Annotated in this window: 20 protein-coding genes; 12 read left to right on the top strand and 8 right to left on the bottom strand. The window is 72.6% G+C overall.

The window, feature by feature from the left end; genetic code table 11:
- Positions 1–94: 94 nt before the first annotated feature.
- From mdlC to K8Z49_RS12335, 4 genes are read right to left on the bottom strand one after another with little or no spacing between them, the layout of a single operon-like run.
- Complete coding sequence (gene mdlC, locus K8Z49_RS12350) at positions 95–1,699, bottom strand: benzoylformate decarboxylase (protein WP_021597309.1); 1,605 nt, start codon at positions 1,697–1,699, stop codon at positions 95–97.
- Positions 1,696–2,547 carry an ABC transporter permease gene (locus K8Z49_RS12345; RefSeq protein ID WP_021597310.1) on the bottom strand — a complete coding sequence of 284 codons (852 nt, stop codon included), beginning with the start codon at positions 2,545–2,547 and terminating at the stop codon, positions 1,696–1,698. Before K8Z49_RS12345 ends, mdlC begins: the two co-directional genes overlap by 4 nt.
- The gene (locus K8Z49_RS12340; RefSeq protein WP_412518830.1) at positions 2,544–3,353 is read right to left on the bottom strand and encodes an ABC transporter permease; all 810 of its coding nucleotides are present in this window, start codon (positions 3,351–3,353) and stop codon (positions 2,544–2,546) included. Before K8Z49_RS12340 ends, K8Z49_RS12345 begins: the two co-directional genes overlap by 4 nt.
- Positions 3,354–3,374: 21 nt before the next feature.
- Positions 3,375–4,355, bottom strand: coding sequence for an ABC transporter substrate-binding protein (locus K8Z49_RS12335; RefSeq protein WP_021597312.1), 981 nt, complete (start codon positions 4,353–4,355; stop codon positions 3,375–3,377).
- An 839-nt stretch (positions 4,356–5,194) separates the two neighbouring features.
- Between K8Z49_RS12335 and K8Z49_RS12330 the strand changes: the two genes are divergently transcribed.
- From K8Z49_RS12330 to K8Z49_RS12310, 5 genes are all read left to right on the top strand, one after another.
- Positions 5,195–8,368: a nitrate- and nitrite sensing domain-containing protein gene (locus tag K8Z49_RS12330; RefSeq protein WP_412518828.1), complete on the top strand. Its 3,174-nt coding sequence runs from the start codon at positions 5,195–5,197 to the stop codon at positions 8,366–8,368.
- Positions 8,365–8,817 (top strand): roadblock/LC7 domain-containing protein, encoded by a 453-nt coding sequence (locus tag K8Z49_RS12325; protein ID WP_021597692.1) that lies wholly within the window; start codon positions 8,365–8,367, stop codon positions 8,815–8,817. Before K8Z49_RS12330 ends, K8Z49_RS12325 begins: the two co-directional genes overlap by 4 nt.
- A gap of 30 nt (positions 8,818–8,847) precedes the next feature.
- Positions 8,848–9,318 (top strand): DUF742 domain-containing protein, encoded by a 471-nt coding sequence (locus tag K8Z49_RS12320; protein ID WP_033333087.1) that lies wholly within the window; start codon positions 8,848–8,850, stop codon positions 9,316–9,318.
- A gap of 34 nt (positions 9,319–9,352) precedes the next feature.
- Positions 9,353–9,973 (top strand): GTP-binding protein, encoded by a 621-nt coding sequence (locus K8Z49_RS12315; RefSeq protein ID WP_024936053.1) that lies wholly within the window; start codon positions 9,353–9,355, stop codon positions 9,971–9,973.
- A 110-nt stretch (positions 9,974–10,083) separates the two neighbouring features.
- A complete protein-coding gene (locus K8Z49_RS12310; RefSeq protein ID WP_412518825.1) occupies positions 10,084–10,857 on the top strand; it encodes an SGNH/GDSL hydrolase family protein in 774 nt (257 codons plus the stop codon).
- Here the strand turns inward: K8Z49_RS12310 and K8Z49_RS12305 are convergent.
- Complete coding sequence (locus tag K8Z49_RS12305; protein ID WP_033333085.1) at positions 10,854–11,204, bottom strand: STAS domain-containing protein; 351 nt, start codon at positions 11,202–11,204, stop codon at positions 10,854–10,856. The two genes, K8Z49_RS12310 and K8Z49_RS12305, sit on opposite strands and share 4 nt — an antisense overlap.
- Positions 11,205–11,396: 192 nt before the next feature.
- Here K8Z49_RS12305 and K8Z49_RS12300 point away from each other — a divergent pair, with 192 nt between their 5' ends.
- Positions 11,397–15,026, top strand: coding sequence for an AAA family ATPase (locus K8Z49_RS12300; protein WP_021597687.1), 3,630 nt, complete (start codon positions 11,397–11,399; stop codon positions 15,024–15,026).
- A gap of 7 nt (positions 15,027–15,033) precedes the next feature.
- Here K8Z49_RS12300 and K8Z49_RS12295 read toward each other — a convergent pair whose 3' ends face one another.
- On the bottom strand, positions 15,034–17,025 hold the full coding sequence (locus K8Z49_RS12295) for an ABC transporter ATP-binding protein (RefSeq protein ID WP_412518822.1): 1,992 nt from the start codon (positions 17,023–17,025) through the stop codon (positions 15,034–15,036).
- A gap of 157 nt (positions 17,026–17,182) precedes the next feature.
- On the opposite strand from K8Z49_RS12295, the gene K8Z49_RS12290 reads away from it, so the two are divergent.
- The 6 genes from K8Z49_RS12290 to K8Z49_RS12265 all read left to right on the top strand — a co-directional run bounded on the left by K8Z49_RS12290 (position 17,183) and on the right by K8Z49_RS12265 (position 20,997).
- Positions 17,183–18,355 carry an LCP family protein gene (locus tag K8Z49_RS12290; protein ID WP_111831172.1) on the top strand — a complete coding sequence of 391 codons (1,173 nt, stop codon included), beginning with the start codon at positions 17,183–17,185 and terminating at the stop codon, positions 18,353–18,355.
- Positions 18,356–18,476: 121 nt separating this feature from the next.
- Positions 18,477–18,770 (top strand): hypothetical protein, encoded by a 294-nt coding sequence (locus tag K8Z49_RS12285; protein WP_021597683.1) that lies wholly within the window; start codon positions 18,477–18,479, stop codon positions 18,768–18,770.
- 85 nt (positions 18,771–18,855) lie between these two features.
- Complete coding sequence (locus tag K8Z49_RS12280; protein WP_177287643.1) at positions 18,856–19,014, top strand: hypothetical protein; 159 nt, start codon at positions 18,856–18,858, stop codon at positions 19,012–19,014.
- Between the two features lie 183 nt (positions 19,015–19,197).
- Complete coding sequence (locus tag K8Z49_RS12275; protein WP_021597681.1) at positions 19,198–19,356, top strand: hypothetical protein; 159 nt, start codon at positions 19,198–19,200, stop codon at positions 19,354–19,356.
- A gap of 106 nt (positions 19,357–19,462) precedes the next feature.
- On the top strand, positions 19,463–19,951 hold the full coding sequence (locus tag K8Z49_RS12270) for a glutathione peroxidase (RefSeq protein ID WP_021597680.1): 489 nt from the start codon (positions 19,463–19,465) through the stop codon (positions 19,949–19,951).
- A 131-nt stretch (positions 19,952–20,082) separates the two neighbouring features.
- On the top strand, positions 20,083–20,997 hold the full coding sequence (locus K8Z49_RS12265; RefSeq protein ID WP_024936052.1) for an oxidoreductase: 915 nt from the start codon (positions 20,083–20,085) through the stop codon (positions 20,995–20,997).
- Here K8Z49_RS12265 and K8Z49_RS12260 read toward each other — a convergent pair.
- Together K8Z49_RS12260 and K8Z49_RS12255 are read right to left on the bottom strand one after the other, a co-directional pair.
- Positions 20,976–21,569, bottom strand: a complete 594-nt coding sequence (locus K8Z49_RS12260) for a TetR/AcrR family transcriptional regulator (protein WP_024936051.1) — start codon at positions 21,567–21,569, stop codon at positions 20,976–20,978. The genes K8Z49_RS12265 and K8Z49_RS12260 overlap by 22 nt on opposite strands.
- Positions 21,570–21,608: 39 nt before the next feature.
- Positions 21,609–22,151 (bottom strand): methylated-DNA--[protein]-cysteine S-methyltransferase, encoded by a 543-nt coding sequence (locus K8Z49_RS12255; RefSeq protein WP_021600305.1) that lies wholly within the window; start codon positions 22,149–22,151, stop codon positions 21,609–21,611.
- Positions 22,152–22,184 lie beyond the last annotated feature (33 nt).

Raw genomic sequence — 22,184 nt, 5'->3', positions numbered from 1 at the left:
GTGAACAAATTGTGATATTTCCTCACCGTTTCGAGGGCGGCCGCTTTCGCCGCCAGAAACGGCCCTCGCCTCTCCCCGCGTCCGGTCGGTGCGGTCAGTCCGCCTCCGGCTGGTAGGCGGCGGCGTCGTCCGGAGTGACGCGGACGTCGATGATGAACGGCCCGTCGTGGCCGAGGCCCTCGGCCATCGCGGCGTCCAGCTCCGCGGCCGTCGTGACGGTCCGGCCGGGGCAGCCGAGCCCTCCGGCGACCGCCACGAAGTCGATGCCCGGAAGGTCGGTGCCCGGAACGGTCTCCAGGTCGATCCGGCGGCCGAGGGCCTTGACCGCCCCGTAGCCCTGGTTGTTCAGGACGATCACGGTCATCGGGACCCGGTGCTGCGCGGCGGTCCACAGGCCCTGCACCGAGTACATGATCGAGCCGTCGCCGATGACGCAGACGACGCGCTCGCCCGATCCGGTGAGCGCCCGCCCGACCGCGACCGGCAGCCCCCAGCCGAGCGCCCCGCTCCCGGTGGTCAGGAACCCCCCGGACCGCGTGATCGGCAGCCGAGCGTGGAGCATCTCCCGGTAGCTCGGGACCTCCTCCACGATGACGGCGTCCTCCGGCAGCCGCTCCTTCAGCGTCTCGACGACGAAGGCCGGGTCGATCGGGTCGGCGGCCTGCGGCTTGGCGAGCGCGGCCCGCGGCTCGGGGAGCGGGCGGTCGGCCTTCTCCACGAGGTCGAGCAGCCCGGACACGCCGGCGTCGATCGTGGTGAGGACGCTGGTGCCGACCGGCGCCCACGCGGCCTGCGCGGGGTCGCAGTCCAGGTGGAACAGCCGCGAGCCGTCCGGGATGAAGCGGCCCTCGGAGTGCACGTGGTAGGTGAAGATCGGCGTGCCCAGGGCGAGGATGACGTCGTGGCCCTCCAGCCGCCGCCAGAGCTGCTCCCGGACGGGCGGCAGGAACCCGCGGAACAGCGCGTGGTCCTCGGGGAAGCCGGAGCGCCCCGACAGCGGGCTGATCCACACCGGCGCGCCGATCCGCTCGGCCAGGCTGACCACGCCGGGCAGCGCCCCCTCGTCGTCCACGCCCGCGCCCACGATGACGACCGGGTTCGCGGCCTCGTTGAGCGCGTCGGCCACCTCCCGGAGCACGGCCGGGGACGCGGCGAACGCTGTCCGCAGCTCGCGGTGCGGGACGGGCTCGGCCGGCCGGTCCCAGTCGTCCTCGGGAACGGACAGGAAGACCGGCCCGCGCGGCGGCGTCATCGCCACCCGGTACGCCTCGGCGAGCGCGGCGGGCACGTCCTCGGCGCGCTCTGGCTGCCGGCTCCACTTGACGTACGGGCGGGGGAACTGCGCCGGCTCGTCGGCGCCGAGGAACGGGTGGTGCGGCAGCATGGCGCGGGACTGCTGGCCCGCGATCACGACGACCGGCACCCGGTCGCGGTAGGCGTTGAAGACCGCGCCGAGGGAGTGCCCGACGCCGCCGGCGGAGTGCAGGCTGACCAGGGTCGCGTTGCCGGTGCCGAGCGAGTGGCCCGCGGCCGCCGCGACCGCGACCGTCTCCTGCAGTGCCAGGACGTACTCGAAGTCCGCGGGGAAGTCGCGGAACATCCGCAGCTCGGTCGAGCCCGGGTTGCCGAAGAGGGTGGTCATCCCCACGCTCCGGCAGAAGTCGAAGAAGGCTTCCCGGACGGTGAGCTCGGAGGTCATGCATCCGCCTTTCGTGCACCGCGGTGGCGGGCGAGGACCCGGCGCTCCACGGCGAGGAGAATCGAGTTGAACAGGTAGCCGAGGATCCCGAGCAGCACGATGACCGCCCAGATGGTCGGCAGGTCGGACTGGCTCTGCGCGTTGGTCAGCTCGAAGCCGAGGCCGTCGGAGGTGCCGGGGAGCAGCTCGGAGAAGACCATCAGGATGAGCGACAGGGACAGCGCCAGCCGCACCCCCGCGAAGATCTTCGGCAGCGCGGACGGGAAGATGACGAACCGCATCCGGTCGAACGCGGAGAACCGGAACGACTCGGCCGTCTCCATCTGCATCCGGTCGACGCTGCGCGCCCCGTCCGCGGTGTTCAGCAGGACGGGCCAGATGGCGCTGAAGATGATCGAGGCCACCTGCATCTGGGTGCCGAGCTCGAACAGGACGATGAACACCGGCACCAGGGTGGGCGGCGGGATCACCCGGGCGAACTGGAGCAGCGGCTGCAGGTAGGCCAGCGCCTTCTGCGAGCGGCCGAGCGCCATGCCGACGACCACGCCGACCACGACCGACAGCGCCAGCGCCAGGAACATCCGGCTGAGGCTGGGCACGATGGAGTCGCCCGCCTTCGCGCTGAAGTACAGGTGGTCGGCCGGGCCGGACAGCCACATGTCCCGCATCCGCTGGACGATCTCCGAGGGCGGGGGGAAGAACGGGCTCTGCGAGATCCGCGTCGCCGCCTCCCAGCCGGCGATGAGGAGCGCCAGCGGGAGCAGCCGGTGCAGCGCGCCCCCGGCCAGCCGGCCGGCCAGGCCGGCGCGCCGCCGGGCGGAGCCCGCGGTCAAGGTCGCCGCCGTCACCAGACACCACTTCCTTGGGCCCGGTGCCAGCGGAACAGGCGGTTCTCGCCCTGTCCGAGCACCGTGTCGATGATCAGGCCGAGGCACCCGGCCCACACCGTACCGGCGAGGACGTCGATGTTGCCGTCGGGCACGTTGCCGGCCTGCGCGATGAACATGCCGAGCCCGTCGCCGAAGCCGGACAGGATCTCGGTGCCGACGGCCAGGATCAGCGCGATCGAGGCGGCCAGCCGCACGCCGGTCGCGATGAACGGGGCGGCGCTCGGCAGCGAGACGCGCAGCAGCACCTGCAGCCGGCCGAAGCCGAAGCTGCGCAGCGTCTCCTTCGCCGTCGGGTCGACGTCGTCCAGCCCGTAGATGGTGTTGAACAGGATGGGCCAGCTGGAGGCGTAGACGATGAGCGGCACCTCCATCTTGAGCCCGGAGCCGAGCAGCAGGGCGGCCAGCGGGATCAGCGCGACCGAGGGGATCGGGCGCAGGAACTCCACGATCGCCCGGACCGCGGTGTTGACCGCGGGGACGCTGCCGAACAGCAGCCCGAGCGGGACCGCGATCGCGACGGCGATCAGCAGCCCGAGGGCCCAGGCGGTGATGGTGACGCGGACGTTGAACAGGAAGTCCGGATCTCCGGCGAGTTCGAAGGCGCGCGCGGTGATGATGGACGCGGGGGGCAGATAGGAACGGTCCACGATCCCGGACCTGCCGAGAAGCTCGCTCGCCAGGAAAAGGACCGCCACCCCGGCGGCCCCCCGCACCCAGATGCCTGGGCGCGAGAGGCCGCGGGGCGGCGTCGACTCGTGTGCCATGAGGTGATCAGTGTCCCGCCGTCACGACGTCGGCTGGAAGAGGATGGCGTTCAGGTCCGGCTTCTCCTTGAGCAGGCCGGAGGTCGACATCAGCTCCGAGACCCGCTGCATGCGGGTCTTGCTCAGCGAGGTGGGGAAGCCCGGCAGCGTGATGACCGAGGCGACCTGCGGGTCGATCTTGGCGTAGCTCGGCAGGACCTCCTCGACCTTCTTGCGGTCCTGGGTGGCCATCTTCTGCGCCTTGATGATGGCGCGCTGGAACGCGGCGGCCGTCTTCGGGTTCTTCTTGGACCACTCCTGCGTGGTGACGAAACCGCTGATCGGCAGGTCGGTCACCGGCTCGCTGCCGCCGTCGACGGCGACGCGGGCGCCGAGCTTCTTCTCGGTGTCGGAGAGGAACGGCTCGACCGTGTGGATGGAGTCGACCTGCCCCTTCTGCAACGCGGTGGCCATCTGCGGGAAGGGCACCTGGACGTACTTGACCTTCTTGGGGTCGACGTTGTTCGCCTTGAGGATCGCGTCCAGCGTGAGCGACTGGATGTTGTTCAGGATGTTGACCGCGACCTTCTTGCCCTCCAGGTCCTTGGCCGTCTTGATCTTGGAATCCGGCATGACCAGGACGTTCATCATGTTGGAGGTGAGCGTCGCCGCCTCGGCCAGGATGCTGAGCTTCAGCGTCCCCTTCTCGTTCGCCTGCAGGAACGAGACGTAGTTGGCGCCGGCGATGACGTTCACGTCGCCCTTGGTGAGGGCGGGCAGCGCCTGGATGCTCTGCTGGACCGGCACGATCTTGACGTCCAGGCCCTCGGCCTCGAAGAGCTTGGCCTTCTGGGCCACGTAGAGGGCCGCGCCGTCCACCAGGGGAAGTGACGCCACCTTGATCGTGTCGGTTTCGAGACCCTTGCCGCCGCCGGAGGAATCGGAGTCTCCACAGCCCGCGATGACTGAGGCGACCAGGGCGAACGCGCTGACCAGCGCGGATAGACGTAGGGATTGCCGCATTCGGCACTCCTTAACTCGATGGGGAAGCTGCTTCGGCAGGGCTTGGGGGCCCAAGGCATCCGAGCCAGGGGGTACGACTGTAGCCACGACACCCGCCGCGCCTGAAGATCAGTTGCGTCGGGAGCGTATCGCGGGCTGCCTGGCTTGGACGGTTTCCAACCGAATTGTGTGACTCTCTTGTGTCCTATGCGTCCCGTGCGGCGGATGGCACGCATGGTGACGACGGGGCGTTCTCCCCGGTGGCGGGCCCGCCGCGGGCGCCGCCGGCCCTGCGGGATAAGCGATATCGCGCCGTACAAGACCTTCCGTCCAATGGGATTTCGCCGTTGTTGCAATGGTGTTAAGCCCATTGGTGACGGTCGATCGCCGGACCAATTCGCAGCGTGAGGGTCCGCGGGCCGCCGGGCGCCGCCGCGGGGCGACGTGTTCGTCGGGCGGCGAGGGCAAGCTGGATCTGTTACCCGACGTGTTCGGATGATGACGTTATGCATCGGCACGGAGTGTGACCGTCCGTACTCGTTGAATCGGACATATGGGCATAAAGTCGTGATCCCGGCATTGGCTGATATCGACTCGCCTATGGTCCTTTGCGGCCTATCCGTGGATGTGCTGCAATGTCGTGCGCCGGAGGTGGAGACGATGTTGTATTGACCCTTCGCGGCAGCGAGGTCACGGAGAGTGCGGCATCGTGAGGGAGAGGGTGTAAACGGCGGATGCAACCAAGCGACGAAGGTCGCGACCATCCTCGGCCTGGTGACGTCGAGGTGGGGTCGGACCATTCGACACGGTCGGGCGGCAGACTGAGCCTGCGGAACTGGCGTGTGCCTCAGCGGCTCATCGTGTTGATCCTGGTTCCGACGGTCGCCGCGGTCGTGCTCTCAGGACTGCGCATCTCCGGCTCCGTCAGCGAGGCGGAGTCGTACGGGCGCGTCGAGCGGATGGCGGAGCTCGGGCAGGGGATCACCGGGTTCGTCCAGGAGTTCACCGCCGAACGGGACCGGGCCGTGGAGTACATCGCGGCCGGCCGGCCCGAGGCCCTGCGCCCCGAGCTCGAGGCGCAGCAGCGGCAGACCGACTCCGTGGTCAGGCAGGTGCAGGCGGCGGCCTCCCGCATCAACGGTTCCTACGGGACCGAGGCCGTCCGCGACGCCGCGACGGTCACGAGCCGCATCAGCGGGCTCAGGGCGCTGCGCTCCCTGGTGGTCGGCACCAAGGTCCCGGCCTTCATCGTCCTCGAGAAGTACACCGAGTCGGCCCAGGAGCTCGTCGCCGTCCTCGACGGAATCTCGCAGAACGTGGCCGACGAAACTCTGGCGGAGTCCAGCCGTGCGCTCGGCGCGCTCGCCCGTGCCAAGGAGGCGGTCTCCAGGCAGCGGGCCGTGCTCCTCATCGGCGCGCGGGTGCGGCAGCTGACCCCGCAGGAGCTGAACGAGCTGAGCGCCGCCCGCGCCCAGGAGGACGGCGAGCTCGCGGCCTTCCGCGGCTCGGCGTCCCTGGACCAGGCGCAGCGGTTCGAGGACACCGTCGTCGGCACCAAGGTCGACCAGGGCAAGGACCTGCGGCAGCGGGTGCTCCAGGCGGCGAGCACGAGCGGCGGCCTGCTGCCCCGCTCGCTCGGCACCGCCCGGTCGGCCAACGGGATCCGCGCGGCGATGACCGACATGATCGACAAGATGCGCGCGGTCGAGAAGCAGCTGGCCGACGCGATCAAGGAGCAGAGCGACGACAACGTCTCCGCGGCGCGCACCGACGCGATGATCGACGGCGCCATCGTGACGGCGCTGCTGCTGATCGTCCTGCTGATCACGATCGTGATGGCCCGCTCGCTGGTGCGGCCGCTGCGCCGGCTGCAGTCCGGCGCGCTGGACGTGGCGAGCACCCGGCTGCCGGGCCTGGTGGACCGGCTGCGCGATCCCGAGGCCGCCGCGGGCGGCATCGAGGTCAAGCCGATCGAGATCGACTCCACCGACGAGATCGGCCAGGTCGCGCGCGCCTTCGACGAGGTCCACCGCGAGGCGGTCCGGCTCGCGGCCGACGAGGCGGTCCTGCGCGGCAACATCAACGCGATGTTCGTCAACCTCTCCCGCCGCAGCCAGTCGCTGATCGAGCGCCAGCTCCGCCTGATCGAGGAGCTGGAGCAGAGCGAGCGCGACGAGGAGCAGCTCGGAAACCTCTTCCGGCTGGACCACCTCGCCACCCGCATGCGTCGCAACTGCGAGAACCTCCTCGTCCTCGGCGGCCAGGAGCAGGTGCGCAGGTGGAACCAGGCGGTCCCCCTGATCGACGTCGTCCGCGCCTCGCTGTCCGAGGTTGAGCAGTACGAGCGGGTGGCCCTGCGGGTTCAAGGCGAGATGACCGTCGCCGGCCCCGTCGTCAACGACCTCGTCCACCTGCTCGCCGAGCTGGTGGAGAACGCGACGGTGTTCTCCTCCGAGCACACCAAGGTGACGGTCTCGGGGCAGATGCTCAGCGGCGGCGGCGCCATGCTGCAGATCACCGACAACGGCGTGGGCATGTCGGCCGAGGATCTGGAGCAGGCCAACTGGCGGCTCGCGAACCCGCCCGTCATCGACTTCTCCGCGGCCCGCCGCATGGGCCTGTTCGTGGTCGGCCGCCTGGCGGTCCGGCACGGCATCCGCGTCGAGCTGCGGGCCGCCCAGGGCGGCGGGCTCACCGCGTTCGTGGTGCTGCCCGACGCGGTCATCACGCCGGGCGAGTCCGGCGGCATCGGCACCCGTCCCGGCCTCGCCCCGCGCGAGGCGGGGTCGCACGGCCAGCTCGCCGCGCTGACCACCGCCGCCGAGCCCCCCGCGGGCGGGTTCCGGCAGGACGACTACGGCCCCGCCGCCCCCCTGCCGGGCGGCAGCGGCGGCCACCCGATGGTCGGCGGCACCGGCCCGCTCCGGCCGGTCCGCGGCGGCACCGGGCCGCAGCCCGGCCTCGGCGGCACCGGCCCGCAGCCCGGCCTCGGCGAGACCGGGCCGATCCCGGCCGGCGCCCCGGGCGGGCACGACCCCTACGGCACCGGTTCCCACCCGGTGGTGCCGCCGCCCATCGAGCGGCGCCCGCCCCGGGACCGGCGGCAGCCGGTGGACGACCCGTACGAGACGGGGGAGCGGCAGCAGCCGCGCCGGCCGGGCGAGCTGCCCGTGCGCGAGCCGGGCACGCACCTGCAGGGCCGCCCGTCCGACGGCGGCTCCTCCAACGGCCTCTTCCAGCCGCGCAACGAGCGCCGGCAGGACACCGAGGGCGGCAACGGCACCTACCGGCCCGGCGGGCGGACCGGGCCGCAGCCGGTCGTCCCCGAGGCGCAGCCGATGGTGCCCGACCCCGGCGCCCGGCAGATCCCCTGGGAGACGGGGCCGCTGGAGCAGGTCGGCGACCCGTCGCCGCCCGCCATGTCCGCTCCCCACCCGCCGGAGGGCCTCATTCAGGAACCACCACCCGTCCCCGAACCGGCCGTGCGGGCCGCGGCGCCGGCCGCGCAGGCGGAGCCGGCGGCGCCGCCGAGGCTGCCCGAGCGCTCGCCCATCTTCGACGCGATGCAGTCGGAGTGGTTCCAGCGCAGATCAGGAGGCTCCTCCGGGGAGGACCCGGTGAAGGGCTGGGAGTCCCCGGCGGACGCGGGCTTCCGCGCCGCGGAGGCCGCCCGCGAGCCGGTGGCGACGTCGCGCACCAGCGTCGGGCTGCCGAAGCGGGTGCCCGGCAAGAACCGCATCCCCGGTGCGGTCGGCCGGGCGGCGCAGGACGCGCCGCAGGCCCCGGCGGGACCGCCGCCGGGACCGCCGCCGGGCGGAGGCGCCCCGGGGCAGGCCGCGCCGCCGCGGCCGCCGCAGGACCAGCAGGTGCAGGGCCAGCAGGGTCAGGGTTTCGGCCAGTCGGCCGACGTCGTACGCAACCGCTTCGCGAGCCTGCAGCGCGGTGTCCACCGTGGACGCAACGAGGCACGCGGCGCAGGCACGTCAGGTGAGGCGCCGTCACAGGGTGACGGCGAGACAGGAGGCACCCGGTGAGCGGGCAGGATCTCAACTGGTTGGTGACGAACTTCGCGGACCGTGTCGCGAAGGTCGCACACGCCGTCGTGGTCTCCTCGGACGGACTGCCGATGGCGTACTCGTCGGGCTTCCCGCCCGAGCGGGCGGACCAGCTCTCGGCGATCGCCTCGGGACTGATGAGCCTCACCCAGGGGGCGGCGAAGATCTTCGACGCCGGCGGGGTGAACCAGACCGTCGTGGAGATGGACCGCGGGCTGCTGTTCGTCATGTCGATCACGAACGGATCGGTGTTCGCGGTGCTGGCGGCGCCCGACTGCGACCTCGGGCTGGTCGCCTACGAGATGACGCTGCTGGTGGAGCGGGTGGGTCGGGTGCTGACCCCCGCGCTGCGCGCCCAGGAGCAGCAGCAGCCCCCGTACTCGGGGCCTCCCGTGACCGAGATGGGCGCCGGGCCCGCCCGTTATTGACCGTGACTGACTCTGACGGAGGTCGGCGACATGGATCGAGGCAGTCCCTTCGGAGGCGGTCCCGGAGGACCCGGCGTCCCGGGGGGGCCCGGGCGCTGGCCGGGTGACCAGGGCCGGGTCCCCCCGCCGGGACGCCCCGCACGCGAGGAGAGCGACACCAGCTCGCTGGTGCGCCCCTACGCGGTGACCGGCGGGCGGACCAAGCCGCGCTACGACCTGGCCATCGAGGCCCTGGTCACCGCGGCGCCGTATCCGCCGCGGGACGTCGCCGTGCTGACGCCGGAGTATCGGGCGATCATGGACCTGTGCCGGTCCGCCCGCTCGGTGGCCGAGGTCTCCGCGCTGCTGCGCCTGCCGCTCGGGGTGGCGCGCGTGCTGGTCGCCGACATGGCCGTCGAGGGCCTGCTGCGGCTCCACCAGTCGCAGCCCGCAACCACCGCCGGCGGACAGCCGGACCTCCGCTTGCTAGAAAGGGTGCTCAGTGGCCTTCGGAAGCTCTGACCAGGTCCCGGGGCCGCACGGCGGGGAGGCCGAGCTGACCTCGGTCAAGATCGTCGTCGGCGGTGGCTTCGGTGTCGGCAAGACCACGTTCGTCGGCTCGGTCTCGGAGATCATGCCGCTCACCACCGAGGCGGTGATGACCGCGGCCAGCGCCGACGTGGACGACCTGTCGGCCGTGCCGGACAAGACGACCACCACGGTCGCGATGGACTTCGGGCGCGTGTCGCTCGACAGCGAGCTGATCCTCTACCTGTTCGGCACGCCCGGGCAGCACCGCTTCTGGTTCATGTGGGACGACCTGGTCCGCGGCGCGATCGGCGCCGTCGTGCTGGTCGACACCCGCCGGCTGGAGGACTGCTTCGCCGCGGTGGACTACTTCGAGGAGCTCGGCCTGCCGTTCGTGGTGGGCGTCAACGGGTTCCACGGCGAGTTCCAGTACGCCGTCGAGGACATCCGCGACGCGCTGTCGATCAGCTCGCACGTGCCCATCGTGCAGTGCGACGCGCGCAGCCGCGAGTCGACCAAGCAGGTGCTGATCATGCTCGTCAAGCACGCGATGACGGTGCACTCGGGCGGGCAGCACGCCGCCGCGCCCGCGCAGCCGCCCGGTGCCCCCGGCGGCCAGCTCGGCACCACGTCGCCGAGCTGGACGTAGCCGGGGCGGAGGCCGCCCCGCCCGCGGCCCGCCGGGCTACGGTCGCGTAGCTTGTGTGCACGATGCATGATTGATTCGCTTTTCGACCATGAATCGTGCAAGGGGTAGCGATGCGGGAAATGGAGCAGATCCGGACGTACGTGGCCATCGGCGACAGCTTCACCGAGGGCCTCAACGATCCCTACCCCGGTGAGGACGACGTCTTCCGCGGCTGGGCGGACCGGCTCGCCGAGCACATCGCCGAGGTGAACCCGGGCCTGCGCTACGCCAACCTCGCCGTCCGGGGCAAGCTCGTCCGGCAGATCGTGGACGACCAGGTGCCGCCGGCCCTGGAACTCGACCCCGACCTGGTCACGCTCTGCGCGGGCGGCAACGACATGATCCGTCCGGGCGCCGACCCCGACGCCGCCGCGGTGGTGTTCGACGACGCGGTCCGCCGGCTGCGCGGCACCGGCGCCCGCGTCGTGGTCTTCACCGGGTTCGACCCGCGCGGGCTGCGCAGCGGCGCCCGCATCCGGGGCCGCGCCGCGACCTACAACATGCACCTGCGCGCGATCGCCGACCGGCGCGGCTGCACCGTGGTGGACCTGTGGTCGCTGCGGATCTTCGACGACCCGCGCGCCTGGTTCGAGGACCGCCTGCACCTGTCGCCCGAGGGGCACCGGCGCATGGCGCTGTTCGTGGCCGAGGCCCTCGGCGTCCCCGTCGAGGGCGACTGGCGCGAGCCCTGGCCGCCGACGGACCGCACCGACTGGATCACCCTGCGGCGCGAGGACGTCCACTGGGCGAGGACGTACCTGCTCCCGTGGATCGGCCGCCGGGCCACCGGCCGCTCGTCGGGCGACGGCCGGGGCCCCAAGCGGCCCACCGCGCTGCCGCTCTAGGCGGGGTCCGGCTGGGCCAGGGCGTCCTCCAGGGTCTCGGTGACGGGGATGCGGCGGTGCAGGCCGGTGATCTCCAGGGCGCGGCGGACGATGGGCCGCGGCGCCGCGAGGACGAGGCTGCCGCCCGCCGCGGTCACCGCCTTGTAGCAGGCCACGATCACCGAGAGCCCGCCGGAGTCCATGAACTCCAGGGCGGCCAGGTCCAGGACGAGGTGCTCGCCGTGCTCGCGGCGGGCCTCGTTCAGGTACCCGCGCAGGTCGTCCGCGCAGGCGATATCGAGTTCTCCGCACACCCGGACGACGGCGCGCCCGCCGTCCGGCCGCGTGGTGACTTCCAAAGGCGACACGGGGGGTTCCCCTCTTGTGGGTGAAGGCACCGGCGAACGGCCGTCCGCCGGACACTTTCCGTCCGACAACTATCGCTGACGGCGGGCCACCTGCCAACCCGAGGCGCAACAAGGGTGTGCCTGATCGTGCCGGGTCGTAGGGTGCTTGTCGGATGTGATTGCCTCGATCCGCTGTGTAGGAGACGACCCCAGGTGAGTTCCCCCCGGCTGCCGGACCATCTCGAAGTGCTGCTCACCGAGGAGCCCGTGCTCGACGTGTACGCGTACGGCCCCTGGCGCGTGCCCGACGGTCTGTACGAGGAGATGCGCGAACGGGCGGTGGCCTACAACACCGACCAGCGCGCCGTCGTGCTGACGAGGCAGCTCAGCGACTTCTACGGGAGCGACACCAGCGCCGCCGGGGCGGAGCAGTGGTCGCTGCTGACCTTCCTGCTGGGCGCCTCCGCGGTCCGGGGGGGCTCGCGGGGCGATGTGGACTACGAACTGCTGTCGGACTTCCTGGCGACGCCCGAGTCCGCGGTCCGGGACCCGGCGGCGTGGTTCACCCAGGGCGGGCGGTGGCGCCCGCCGGGCCTGTGGCTCCCCGAGCCCGCCGGAGACGACCGCGAGCGGCGCGCCGTGATGTTCGAGCTGGCACGGGACGGCCTGGACGTCTTCGAGGGGCTGGAGCCGATCGAGCGCCGCCGCCGCGCGCTGATGGACCTGTTCGACCGGCGCGCCGCCGACCCGGAGCTGCGCGAGATCGACATGACCGTCCCCAACCGCCGGCTGGAGGACGCCTGGGTCTCCGGCCTGACCGACGAGGAGCTGGCCGTCCTGCCCGAGCTCTCCGGCCCGGTGGGCTACCTGGGGTGGGCGGTCGGCGGCCTGGACACCGCGCACGAGCGCCTGGCCGGGACGGTCGCCGACGGCGACGAGCCGGACACGGCGCTCGCCCGGCTGCTGCTCGCCGCCGAGGCGCCGGTCGTCCCGGCCGAGCTCGCGGTGGTGCTCGGGACGGCGCGCTACGAGAACGTGGAGGAGCGGTTCCGCGCGGCGCGCGAGGGCTTCTCGGCCGAGGCGTGGCAGTACGAGGTGCGCGCCTGGCTCGCCCGGGGCCTGGTCGCGGGGGAGGCGGACGCCGCCCGCGCCTGGCTGGACATGGCGGTGCGCGTCACCGGCGCGGTGCAGGGCCTGCCGGACGCGCCGGTCAGCCCGCGCTGCCGCGTTCCGGTGCGCCCGTTCCAGGCCGACCTGCGGCGCCTGTTCACGGTCCGCCGGGTCTTCAACACGCTGGCGTTCGGGTCCGGCGGGGCCGCCGGCGGTGACGCGAAGGAGAGCCCGGCGCGGCCCGAGGCGGACGGGAGGCCGCTCGTCGGGCAGCCGGAGCTGTCCCGCCTGCTGCTGGACGCGGTGTCCGCCCGGCTCGACGGCGTCCGGGCCGTCCGGCTGCTGGTCGCCGGCCCGGAGGGCACCGGGAAGGGTACCGCCGCCGAGATCGCCGAGAGCCTGCTGGCCAAGGGCGGCGCCGTCCGCGAGTCGCTGTGGATCTCCGACCAGGTCTTCGCGTCGCTGGGCGTGAGCGACGCCGTGCTCTGGCTGCAGGCCCGCGTCCGCGACTGCCTGGAGGGGCGGATGCTCCTGGTCGTGGACGACCTGGAGAAGCTCGCCGCCCACGAGCGCTGCGGCGCCGCCGCCGCCGAGGAGCTGCGGCGGCTCATGGCGCGGTCGCCGTCCCTGAACGTCATCGCGCTGTGCCGTCCCGGCGGCGACCGGCGGCTGTTCGAGGCCAACCCGGCGCTCGTCCGGGCGTTCGACGTCGCCCGCACCCGCGACTTCGCCGAGGACGACCTCGCCGAGCTGTTCACGCTGGCCGTCGACCGGCGCGGCGGGAAGGCCGCGCCCGAGGTCGCGGCGACCGCCGCGGGCATCCTGCGCCGCACCCCGCCGCTGCTGAACCTGCGCGGGGCGAGGCTCGTGGAGCAGATGGCGGGCCAGGCCCTCGCCGCGGCCGAACGCCGGGCGGCGGCCCCGGGGGACGAGGCCCCCGAATCCGGCGAGGTTCTCGAATCCGGCGAGGCCCCCGGCGAGGAGACCGAGGCGCAGCGACCCCGCGGCCCGGTGGAGGTCACCGCCGCCGACCTCCCGCAGCGGCTCATCGCGGGCCGGCCCGCCGAGGCCGACCCGCTCGCCGAGCTGGCCGCCTGCGTCGGCATCGAGCCCGTCAAGCGCGAGGTCGAGGCGCTGGTCGCCGAGGCCAAGGCGGTGCGGCTGCGCCGCGAGGCGGGCATGCCGGCCACCTGGCGGCCCCGCCACCTGGTGTTCGCCGGCAATCCCGGGACGGGCAAGAGCACCGTCGCCGGCATCATCGGGCGGATCTACGCCGACCTCGGCGTGCTGGCGACCGGGCACCTGGTCGAGGTGGAGCGCGCGGACCTGCTCGGCGACTACGCCGGCGAGAGCGTCCAGCGGGTCCGCCGGACGGTGGAGCAGGCGCACGGCGGGGTCCTCGTCGTCCGGGACGCGCACACGCTGGTCTCGGCGGCGCCCGACCTGGTGCGCGGGCGCGAGGCGCTCGACGTGCTGCTCAGCACCGTCCAGGCGCACCCCGAGGACCTCGTGGTGGTGCTGACCGGCCCGGAGGCGGAGCTCAACGGGCTGCTGAAGTCGCATCCCGACCTGGCCGCGTACTTCCCGCGCACCGTACGGTTCCCCGACCTCACGCCCGACGAGATGGCGGAGGTGTTCGCGGGCAAGGCCGAGGACGCCGGGTTCGCGCTCGCCCCGGGCGTGCTGGACAAGGTCCGCTCGCTCGCCCAGTCGGCGCCGCGCGAGCACGGCGCCGGCAACGCCCGCGCGATGGTCGCCCTGCTCGACCGCGCGGTGGCGCTGCAGGGCCGCCGCGTCCTCGCCGACGGGATCGTCGACGAGACCGAGTCGCTGGACGAGATCCTGCTGGCGGACGTCCCGGACACGCTCACCCGCGGCGCCGGCGACGTGCCGGGCGACCCGCTCGCCGAGATCGAGCGGCTGGTCGGCCTCGCGGAGATCAAGCAGGAGGTGGCGCGGCTGGCCGCCGAGGCCCGCGCCGACCGGCTGCGCCGCGACGCCGACATCGTGCCCGCCGCCCCGGCGCGGCACATGGTGTTCATGGGCAACCCCGGCACGGCCAAGACGACGATCGCCCGGCTGATCGCCGCCGTGTACGCGCGGCTGGGGCTGCTGTCGTCCGGGCATCTGGTCGAGGTCACCCGCGCCGACCTCGTGGCCGAGTTCGTCGGCCAGACCGCGCCCCGGGTCAGGGCGGTGGTGGAGCGGGCGCTCGGCGGCGTGCTGTTCCTGGACGAGGCGTACGCGCTGACGACAGCGGGCGGGGATCGCCGCGACTTCGGCCACGAGGCGATCTCCGAACTCCTGCGGCTGATGGAGGAGCACCGCGGCGACCTGGTCGTCATCGTCGCCGGCTACGACGCCGAGATGGAGGACTTCCTCAAGGCGAACCCGGGCCTGCGGGGCCGCTTCCCGAAGGTGCTGCGCTTCCCGGACTACTCCGACGACGAGCTCGTCACCATCTTCGAGGTGATGGCCGCGGACGCCGGGTTCACCCTGGCCGAGGGCGTCGTGGAGGCGCTCCGCGGGCTGGTCGCCTCGCACCGGCGGGACGCCTCGTTCGGCAACGCCCGGCTCGTCCGCAACCTGCTGGAGGCGGCGATCTCCCGGCAGGCGCTGCGCATCACCTCCGGAGGGGAGGTCGACGTCGCCGAGGTGCGGCTGCTGCGCCCCGCCGACCTGCCGGACGCCCCGCCCCGCGAGCCCTCGATCGGCTTCGGCGCCTACATCTAGCCGGCGTCTAGCCGGAGGTGCCCGCCCCGTACGCCGCCGCCTGGAGCGAGTACAGGTCGGCGTAGAGGCCGCCGCGCGCCATCAGCGAGGCGTGGTCGCCCTCCTCGGTCACCTCGCCGTGCTCCAGCACGTAGATCCGGTCGGCATGGCGGACGCTGGCGAGCCGGTGCGTGATCAGCAGGACGGTCCGGCCGTCGGCGTGCGTGCGGATCCGCTCGAACAGCTGGTGCTCGGCGCGCGCGTCGAGCGCGGCGGTGGGCTCGTCGCAGATGAGCAGCGGCGCGTCCCGGTAGAAGCCGCGGGCGACGGCGAGCCGCTGCCACTGCCCGCCCGACAGCTCGGCGCCGCCCTTGAAGCGGCGGTCCAGCAGCGTGCCGTACCGGTGGGCGAGCTCCCCGACGACCTCGTCGGCCCCGGCGGCGCGGGCGGCGGCGAGCATTCCGGGGTCCTCGGCGTCGCCGTCGACGTGCTCGCGCCCGCGGCCCATGGTGATGTTCTGCCGCGCGGTCATCGGCCAGTGCGTGTACTCCTGCGCGATGACGGCGATGTTCTCCCACACCTCCTGCGGCGGCACCGCCGACAGCGGCACCGCGTCCCACCGGACCTCGCCGCGGTCCGGGTCGTAGAGGCCCGCCATGATCTTGGCGAGGGTCGTCTTGCCGGACCCGTTCTCGCCGACGAGCGCGACCACCTCGCCCTTGCGCAGGTCCAGGGAGACGCCTCTGAGGGACGGCGCGTCCGAGCCGGGGTAGGTGAAGGTCACGTCCCGGACGCGGATGCACGCGAAGTCGTCCGGGAGCCGCTCGCGCTTCTCCAGGGGCGCGGGCGGCAGGGCACGGCGCGGGACCCGCTTCTCGGCCGCGGCGCAGAACTCGATGTAGTCGTTGAAGTAGAGGCCCTCCTCGTAGCACCGGTTGACGGCGTAGACGAGGTTGACGAGGGAGGTCTGCCCCGACCGGATCGCCAGCACCGCCGTGCCCGCGACCGCCAGCGGCACGGTGCCCTTCCACAGCATGAACCCGAGCGCGATGTAGACGAGCGCGGTCGCGACGCCCTTCATCGCGTCACCGGTGATCTTCACGAGGGTCTGCCGGCGGGCCACGTCCAGCTCGACCCTCCGCTGGTAGGAGGCGGACCGGTCGTACTGGTCCAGCAGGAACCGCCGCATGGTGAACGACCGCACCTCGGCGGCGTGCCGCCGGTCGACCATCAGGTCGGAGAGGATCCACTTGCGCCGGGTCACCCCGACCAGTGACAGCACCATGCGGTACCGCATCCGCGCGGCGCGGACGGACGCCCACCCCTCGGGCACGGCGGTGAGGAGGAGCAGCGGCAGCAGGATCGGGTGCAGCACGCCGAGGGTCCCGGCGGCGGCGATCATGCCGATGGCGCCGGTGAGGACGTCCACGGCGTGCTGGACGACCATGGGCGCCGCCATCATGCCCCGTCCCTGGGCGCGCTTCAGGTCGTCCAGGAAGTCGGAGTCGTCGAGCGCGGTCAGGTCCACCGCGGTCGTCGTCTCGTAGAGCCGCAGCTCGACCAGCCGCTCGACCTGCGGGTCCAGCCGCGCCTGCGCCCAGCCCGCGGCCGCCTGCAGCCCGGCCCGCAGGGTGACCGCCGCCGCGACGAGCGCCAGCGCCGGCAGCGCCTCGCGGACCCGGGCGGGCGTCGGCGCGGAGCTGAACAGCGCGGTCAGCACGCTGGTCGTCGCCAGCAGCCAGAACGCGGTGAAGAACCCGGCGGCGAGGTTGAGGGAGATGGTCGCGACCGTGTCGGCCCGGCTCGCCCGCCAGGCCAGCCCCGCCGCCTGCGCGATCGTGGCCGGCAGCCGCCGCGCCATGGTGACCATGCCCGTCTCGGTCAGCTCCTCGTTCCTGGCGTGCCAGGAGAGAATCACCTCGGGCAACCCGGGGTCGGGCGGTGCCTGCTCCCTGCCGCCGCGGCGGCGGTCCGTCCTGCGTTGTGCGAGTCGCCTGGCGAAACGCCGTCCTGCTCCCATGCGCCGCCCTCCGCGCGTCCTGTCCGGCCAGGGGCAGTGTGCGCCTTGAGAGGGAGAGTGTCCGCTTCATGTGTCACATAGCGCGGTGATTTGTGGCTGTGGACAATCATGCGCCGGTCGGACGCGGCGGACCCCGTGACTTGTCTAAGGTCTACGCATGACCGACGGCTGGCCGGAGGGCTGGACACGCAAGGAGGGCGACCGCGTGGGGCGCAGCAGGGACCACTCCGTACGGGCGGAGCACCACCAGGCCGCCTACGGGCGGGACACGCACGGGGATCCCTACGACCCCTACGACGATCCGTACGCCGGCGACCAGCTCGCCGGGGGCGGGATGGACCGGGGCGGCCCCGGCGACCGGGCCCCCTACCGGAGGCGCCGCCGGCGGCGCTGGCCGCGGGTGCTCGCCGTCGTCGTGGTCGTGCTCCTGATCGTCCCGATCGCGGGCTACTTCTACCTCGACTCGCGGCTGAAGCGGGAGTCGGTCCTGGTGGACTACCCCGGCCGGGTCGCCGACACCCCGGGGACGAACTGGCTGATCGTCGGGTCCGACAGCCGCGAGGGCCTGTCGAAGTCCGACCAGAAGCGGCTCGCCACCGGGTTCGCCGGGGGCCGCCGGACCGACTCGATGATGCTGCTGCACTACGGCTCGGGCGGGACGTCCCTGATCAGCCTGCCGCGCGACTCCTACCTCCCGATCCCGGGGAAGGGGTCGAACAAGCTGAACGCGGCGTTCGCCTTCGGCGGGCCCAAGCTGCTCGTCCAGACCGTGGAGAAGGCCACCGGCCTGCGCATCGACCACTACGCCGAGATCGGGTTCGGCGGCTTCGTGGGCGTGGTGGACGCGGTCGGCGGCGTCGACATCTGCGTCAAGGACGACATCAAGGACCCCAAGGCGGGCCTCGACCTGAAGGCGGGCTGCCAGACGCTCACCGGCGGCGAGGCGCTCGGCTACGTCCGGACCCGCAAGTTCGCCCGCGCCGACCTCGAACGCGTCGAGCACCAGCGGCAGTTCTTCGGCGCGCTGATGAAGAAGGCGACGAGCCCGGGGACGATGTTCAACCCGTTCCGCAGCGTTCCGCTGGCGATGAACGCGACCAGCAACTTCCTCGTGGACGACGACGACCACCTGTACGACCTCGTCCGCATGATGTGGGCGATGAAGGGCGTGAGCGGCGGCAGCGGCGTGACGACCACCGTCCCGATCGGCGGCAGCGGGAGCTCGGCGTCCGCGGGCGCGTACATCACGTGGGACAGGTCGAAGTCGGCCAAGCTCTTCGGCGCGCTGAAGAGCGACCAGCCGATCCCGCAGGACGTCGTCACGAAGTGACCAACGGCTGCGTCACGAAGTGACCAACGGCTTCGACATGAAGTGACCGGTGACTCCGTCGCGAAGTGACCGGTCACGTCGTCAGGACGTGACCGGCCGGGGGCTCGATTACAGTCGGACCATGTCCGATGTGACGCCCGAGGGCGCGGAGCTGGACGAGCTGTCGTCCAAGGAACTGCACGACCGCGCGATGAGCCTCGCCAGGGAGCGGCGTGACGTCGGCTTCCTGTGGGACCTGCTGCGCGCGATCCCGGCCGCCGCCGCTGCCAGGGGGGAGGTCGACCGCGCGCAGTTCGATCTCCTCCACGGTCTGTCGCTGCTGGAGGAGTTCACGCACGCGGGGGAGGGCGACCTCGCCGACGCTCTGCGGCCCTTCTACATCGAGTACCTCTCCGAGCACGCCAAGGGGACCTGACCCGCTCTTTGCCTCCCCTTGCTCTCCCTTCCACCGCCCAGGGGAACTACACTGCGTAGGCAACTGACTTCAGAGGGTGGTGGAAGTGAACAAGAAGCATATGAAGATCGCAGGCATCGCCTTCGTGGCGTGGTACGTCATCAGCAGGCCCCAGGGGGCGGCGACCCTCGTCAACAACGCGCTGAGCGGGCTCGGCAACGCCGCCGAGTCGTTGTCGCAGTTCATGAGCGCGATCCCGAACTGACGGTCGGCTCCCTGGCCCCGTACCCCCGCCGGTACGGGGCTTCCTGGCGTCCGCGGCGTGATCGGGGCCACCAAGCGGTTGCCGCCGCGTCACAGTAAAATCGCGCTTTGCGGACAGACGCGGCTGGGCACAATTGGATCGGGTCATTTGTGTCGCGCGCTACAACCGAGGGACGGGCGCAGGATGAACAAGAAGAACCTCCGCTATGTGGCGATCGCCTTCGTCATCTTCTACTTGCTGAGCTCTCCGACGGCCGCGGCGGGCGTGGTCAACAACGCCATCAGCGAGCTGGGCAACGCCGGCAACCAGCTCGCCGCCTTCGTGGACGCCCTGGGCACGTGAACCGCCGCCGGCGGCGGGGCCTCCCGTCCGGCGCCGGCCGAGCAGGAGCGAGGGCAGGGACGAGGACCCGGCCGGTCATCGGGAGTGATCTCCTAGGATCGGCCTCATGTCTGTCTTCGACGTAGAGATCGACGGTCTGCGGGGCGGATCCGCGGACCTCGGGCAGTATCAGGGCAAGGCCGTGCTCATCGTCAACGTCGCCTCCAAGTGCGGCCTCACCCCCCAGTACTCCGGCCTGGAGCGGCTGCAGGAGAGGTACGGCGGGCGCGGCTTCACCGTCCTCGGCGTCCCCTGCAACCAGTTCATGGGCCAGGAGCCCGGCACCGCGGACGAGATCGCCGAGTTCTGCTCGGCGACGTACGGCGTCACGTTCCCGATGACCGAGAAGATCGAGGTCAACGGGGACGGCCGGCACCCGCTGTACCGGGGGCTCGTCGGCACCCCGGACGCCGAGGGCCACACCGGCGACATCCGGTGGAACTTCGAGAAGTTCCTGGTCGCGCGGGACGGCACGGTCGCGGCCCGGTTCGCGCCGCAGACCGAGCCGGAGGCGGCCGAGGTCGTCGCCGCCATCGAGAAGCACCTCCCCGCCTGAGCGGAGCGGCGCGCCCGCTCCGCCGAGGCGGGCGCGCCCCCGCTGTGAATCGCGCCACATCGCGGATCCGTTGCCGCTATTCGAGCACCCGTCTAACTTGTGAGACTCGCGATATGACGTGGAGGTGCCCCATGGGCGGATGGACGGCCGGCGACATCCCCGATCTGCGCGGCCGGCGGGCGATCGTCACCGGCGCCAACAGCGGCATCGGCTACCACACGGCCCTCCAGCTGGCGAAGCACGGCGCCTCCGTGGTGCTGGCGTGCCGGAGCGCCGAGCGCGGCCAGGCCGCCTTCGACCGGGTGAAGGTCGCCGTCCCGGGCGCCGACGTCGCCCTCGGCTCCCTGGACCTCGCCGACCTGTCGTCGGTCCGGACGTTCGCGGCCCGGCACGGCGACGCGCCCCTGGACATCCTGGTCAACAACGCGGGCGTGATGGCCATCCCGCGCCGCTCCACCGCCGACGGGTTCGAGATGCAGTTCGGCACCAACCACCTCGGCCACTTCGCGCTCACCGGCCTGCTGCTGTCCGCGCTGCGCGCCGCGCCGTCCGCCCGCGTCGTCACGGTGACCTCGGCGTTCGCCTGGTCGGGGCGGCTCCGCTTCGACGACCTGCAGGGCGAGCGCGGCTACCGCAAATGGTCCGCCTACAGCCAGGCCAAGCTCGCCAACCTCGTCTTCGCCAAGGAGCTGGACCGCCGGGTCCCGGAGGTGACCAGCGTCGCGGCCCACCCCGGCTACGCCGCGACCAACCTGCAGCAGACCGGGCCGAGGATGCAGGGCAACTCCCTGATGGAGAAGGTCACCGGCGTGGGCAACGCGCTGATGGCGCAGTCCGCGGCCGCCGGCGCCCTCCCGTCGCTGTACGCCGCGACGGCGCCGGACGCCAAGGGCGGCGGCTGCTACGGCCCGCGCCTGCTCCAGTACCGCGGCTCCCCGACCGAGGTGGTCACGCCCCCGCAGGCGGACCGGCCGGGCCTGGGCGACCGCCTCTGGGAGGTCTCCGAGACCCTCACCGGCGTCACCTACGCGCAGGAGCCCGCCTGACCCAGGCCCCCGGTCGCCTGGGCGAGCGCCGCGGCGACGACGGTCCCGGCGGCGGCCGGGTCGCGCTGCGCGACGCGGGCGGCGGCGTCGACGAGCCCCTGGATCAGCTCGGCGCGCAGGGCCGGCTCGGGCACGCCGCCGGCGTCCAGGGCGGCGGCGAGCGGGCGCAGTAGCTGCGCGTGCCCGACCCGGATGCGTTCGAGCGCCGGCTCGGCGAGGGCGTGCTCGACGAGCGCGACGGCGGCGGCGTGCCGCCCGTCGGTCATGACCTCCAGCTGTGCCCTGATGTAGGCCTCGACCTTGCCGTCCAGGGTCTGCGCCCCGGCCAGCGCCCGCTCGACGTGCTCCGCCCAGCGCGGCAGCTCCTGCTCCAGGACGGCCGCGACCAGGTCGTCCTTCGACCGGAAGTACTCGTACAGGCTCGGCCGCGACAGCCCCACCCGGCGGGCCAGCGCCGCGAGCGAGAGCGCCTCGATGCCCTCCTCGGCCACCAGCGCCCGCGCGGCGTCCAGCAGGGTGCGCAGCTGCCGCGCCCGATGCTCCGCGACGGTCGCCTCACTGATCTTCGGCACCCGCCCATTCTAGGTTTTCCGACTTCCCGTCGGTAAACGTCACGGTGCGCGGGTGATGTCCCAGTCGAGGGTGGCGGGGAGGGCGCCCTCCAGGGTGAGGAGCCAGCGCTTGACCTCGACGCCGGAGCCGCCGCTGTAGCCGCCGAGGCCGTTCGAGGCGACGACCCGGTGGCAGGGGACGATCAGCGGGATCGGGTTGCTCCCCATCACCTGGCCGATGACCTGCGCGTGCACGCCGGTGCCGCTGCGGTCGCCCAGCTCCCCGTAGGTGACGACCTTCCCGTACGGGACGGACGCGTAGAGCGTCGAGAGCACCTGCCGCTGGACGTCCGACGTGAGCCGCCAGTCGACCGGGGTCTCGAAGTGCTTCAGATCGCCGGCGAAGTAGTCGCGCAGTGCGGACAGGACGGGTTCCGTCCGGCCGGGGGCCTCCACCACCGGCAGCCCGGCGGCCTTGGCGACGCGGGCGCGGTGGGCGGGGGTGTCGCGGAAGTGCAGCGAGATCACCCCCGTCTCCGTCTCGCCGACGAGCAGGCGGCCGAGCACGGTGTCGACCGTGCCGAACGCGAGTGTCTCGGTCATCGTCCAGCGCTCCTTCCGGCGGATCTCAGCGTC

It is taken from the genome of Actinomadura madurae (genome assembly GCF_047130825.1).
Lineage (GTDB): Bacteria > Actinomycetota > Actinomycetes > Streptosporangiales > Streptosporangiaceae > Spirillospora > Spirillospora madurae.
This window is presented reverse-complemented; position numbering and strand designations above follow the sequence as displayed.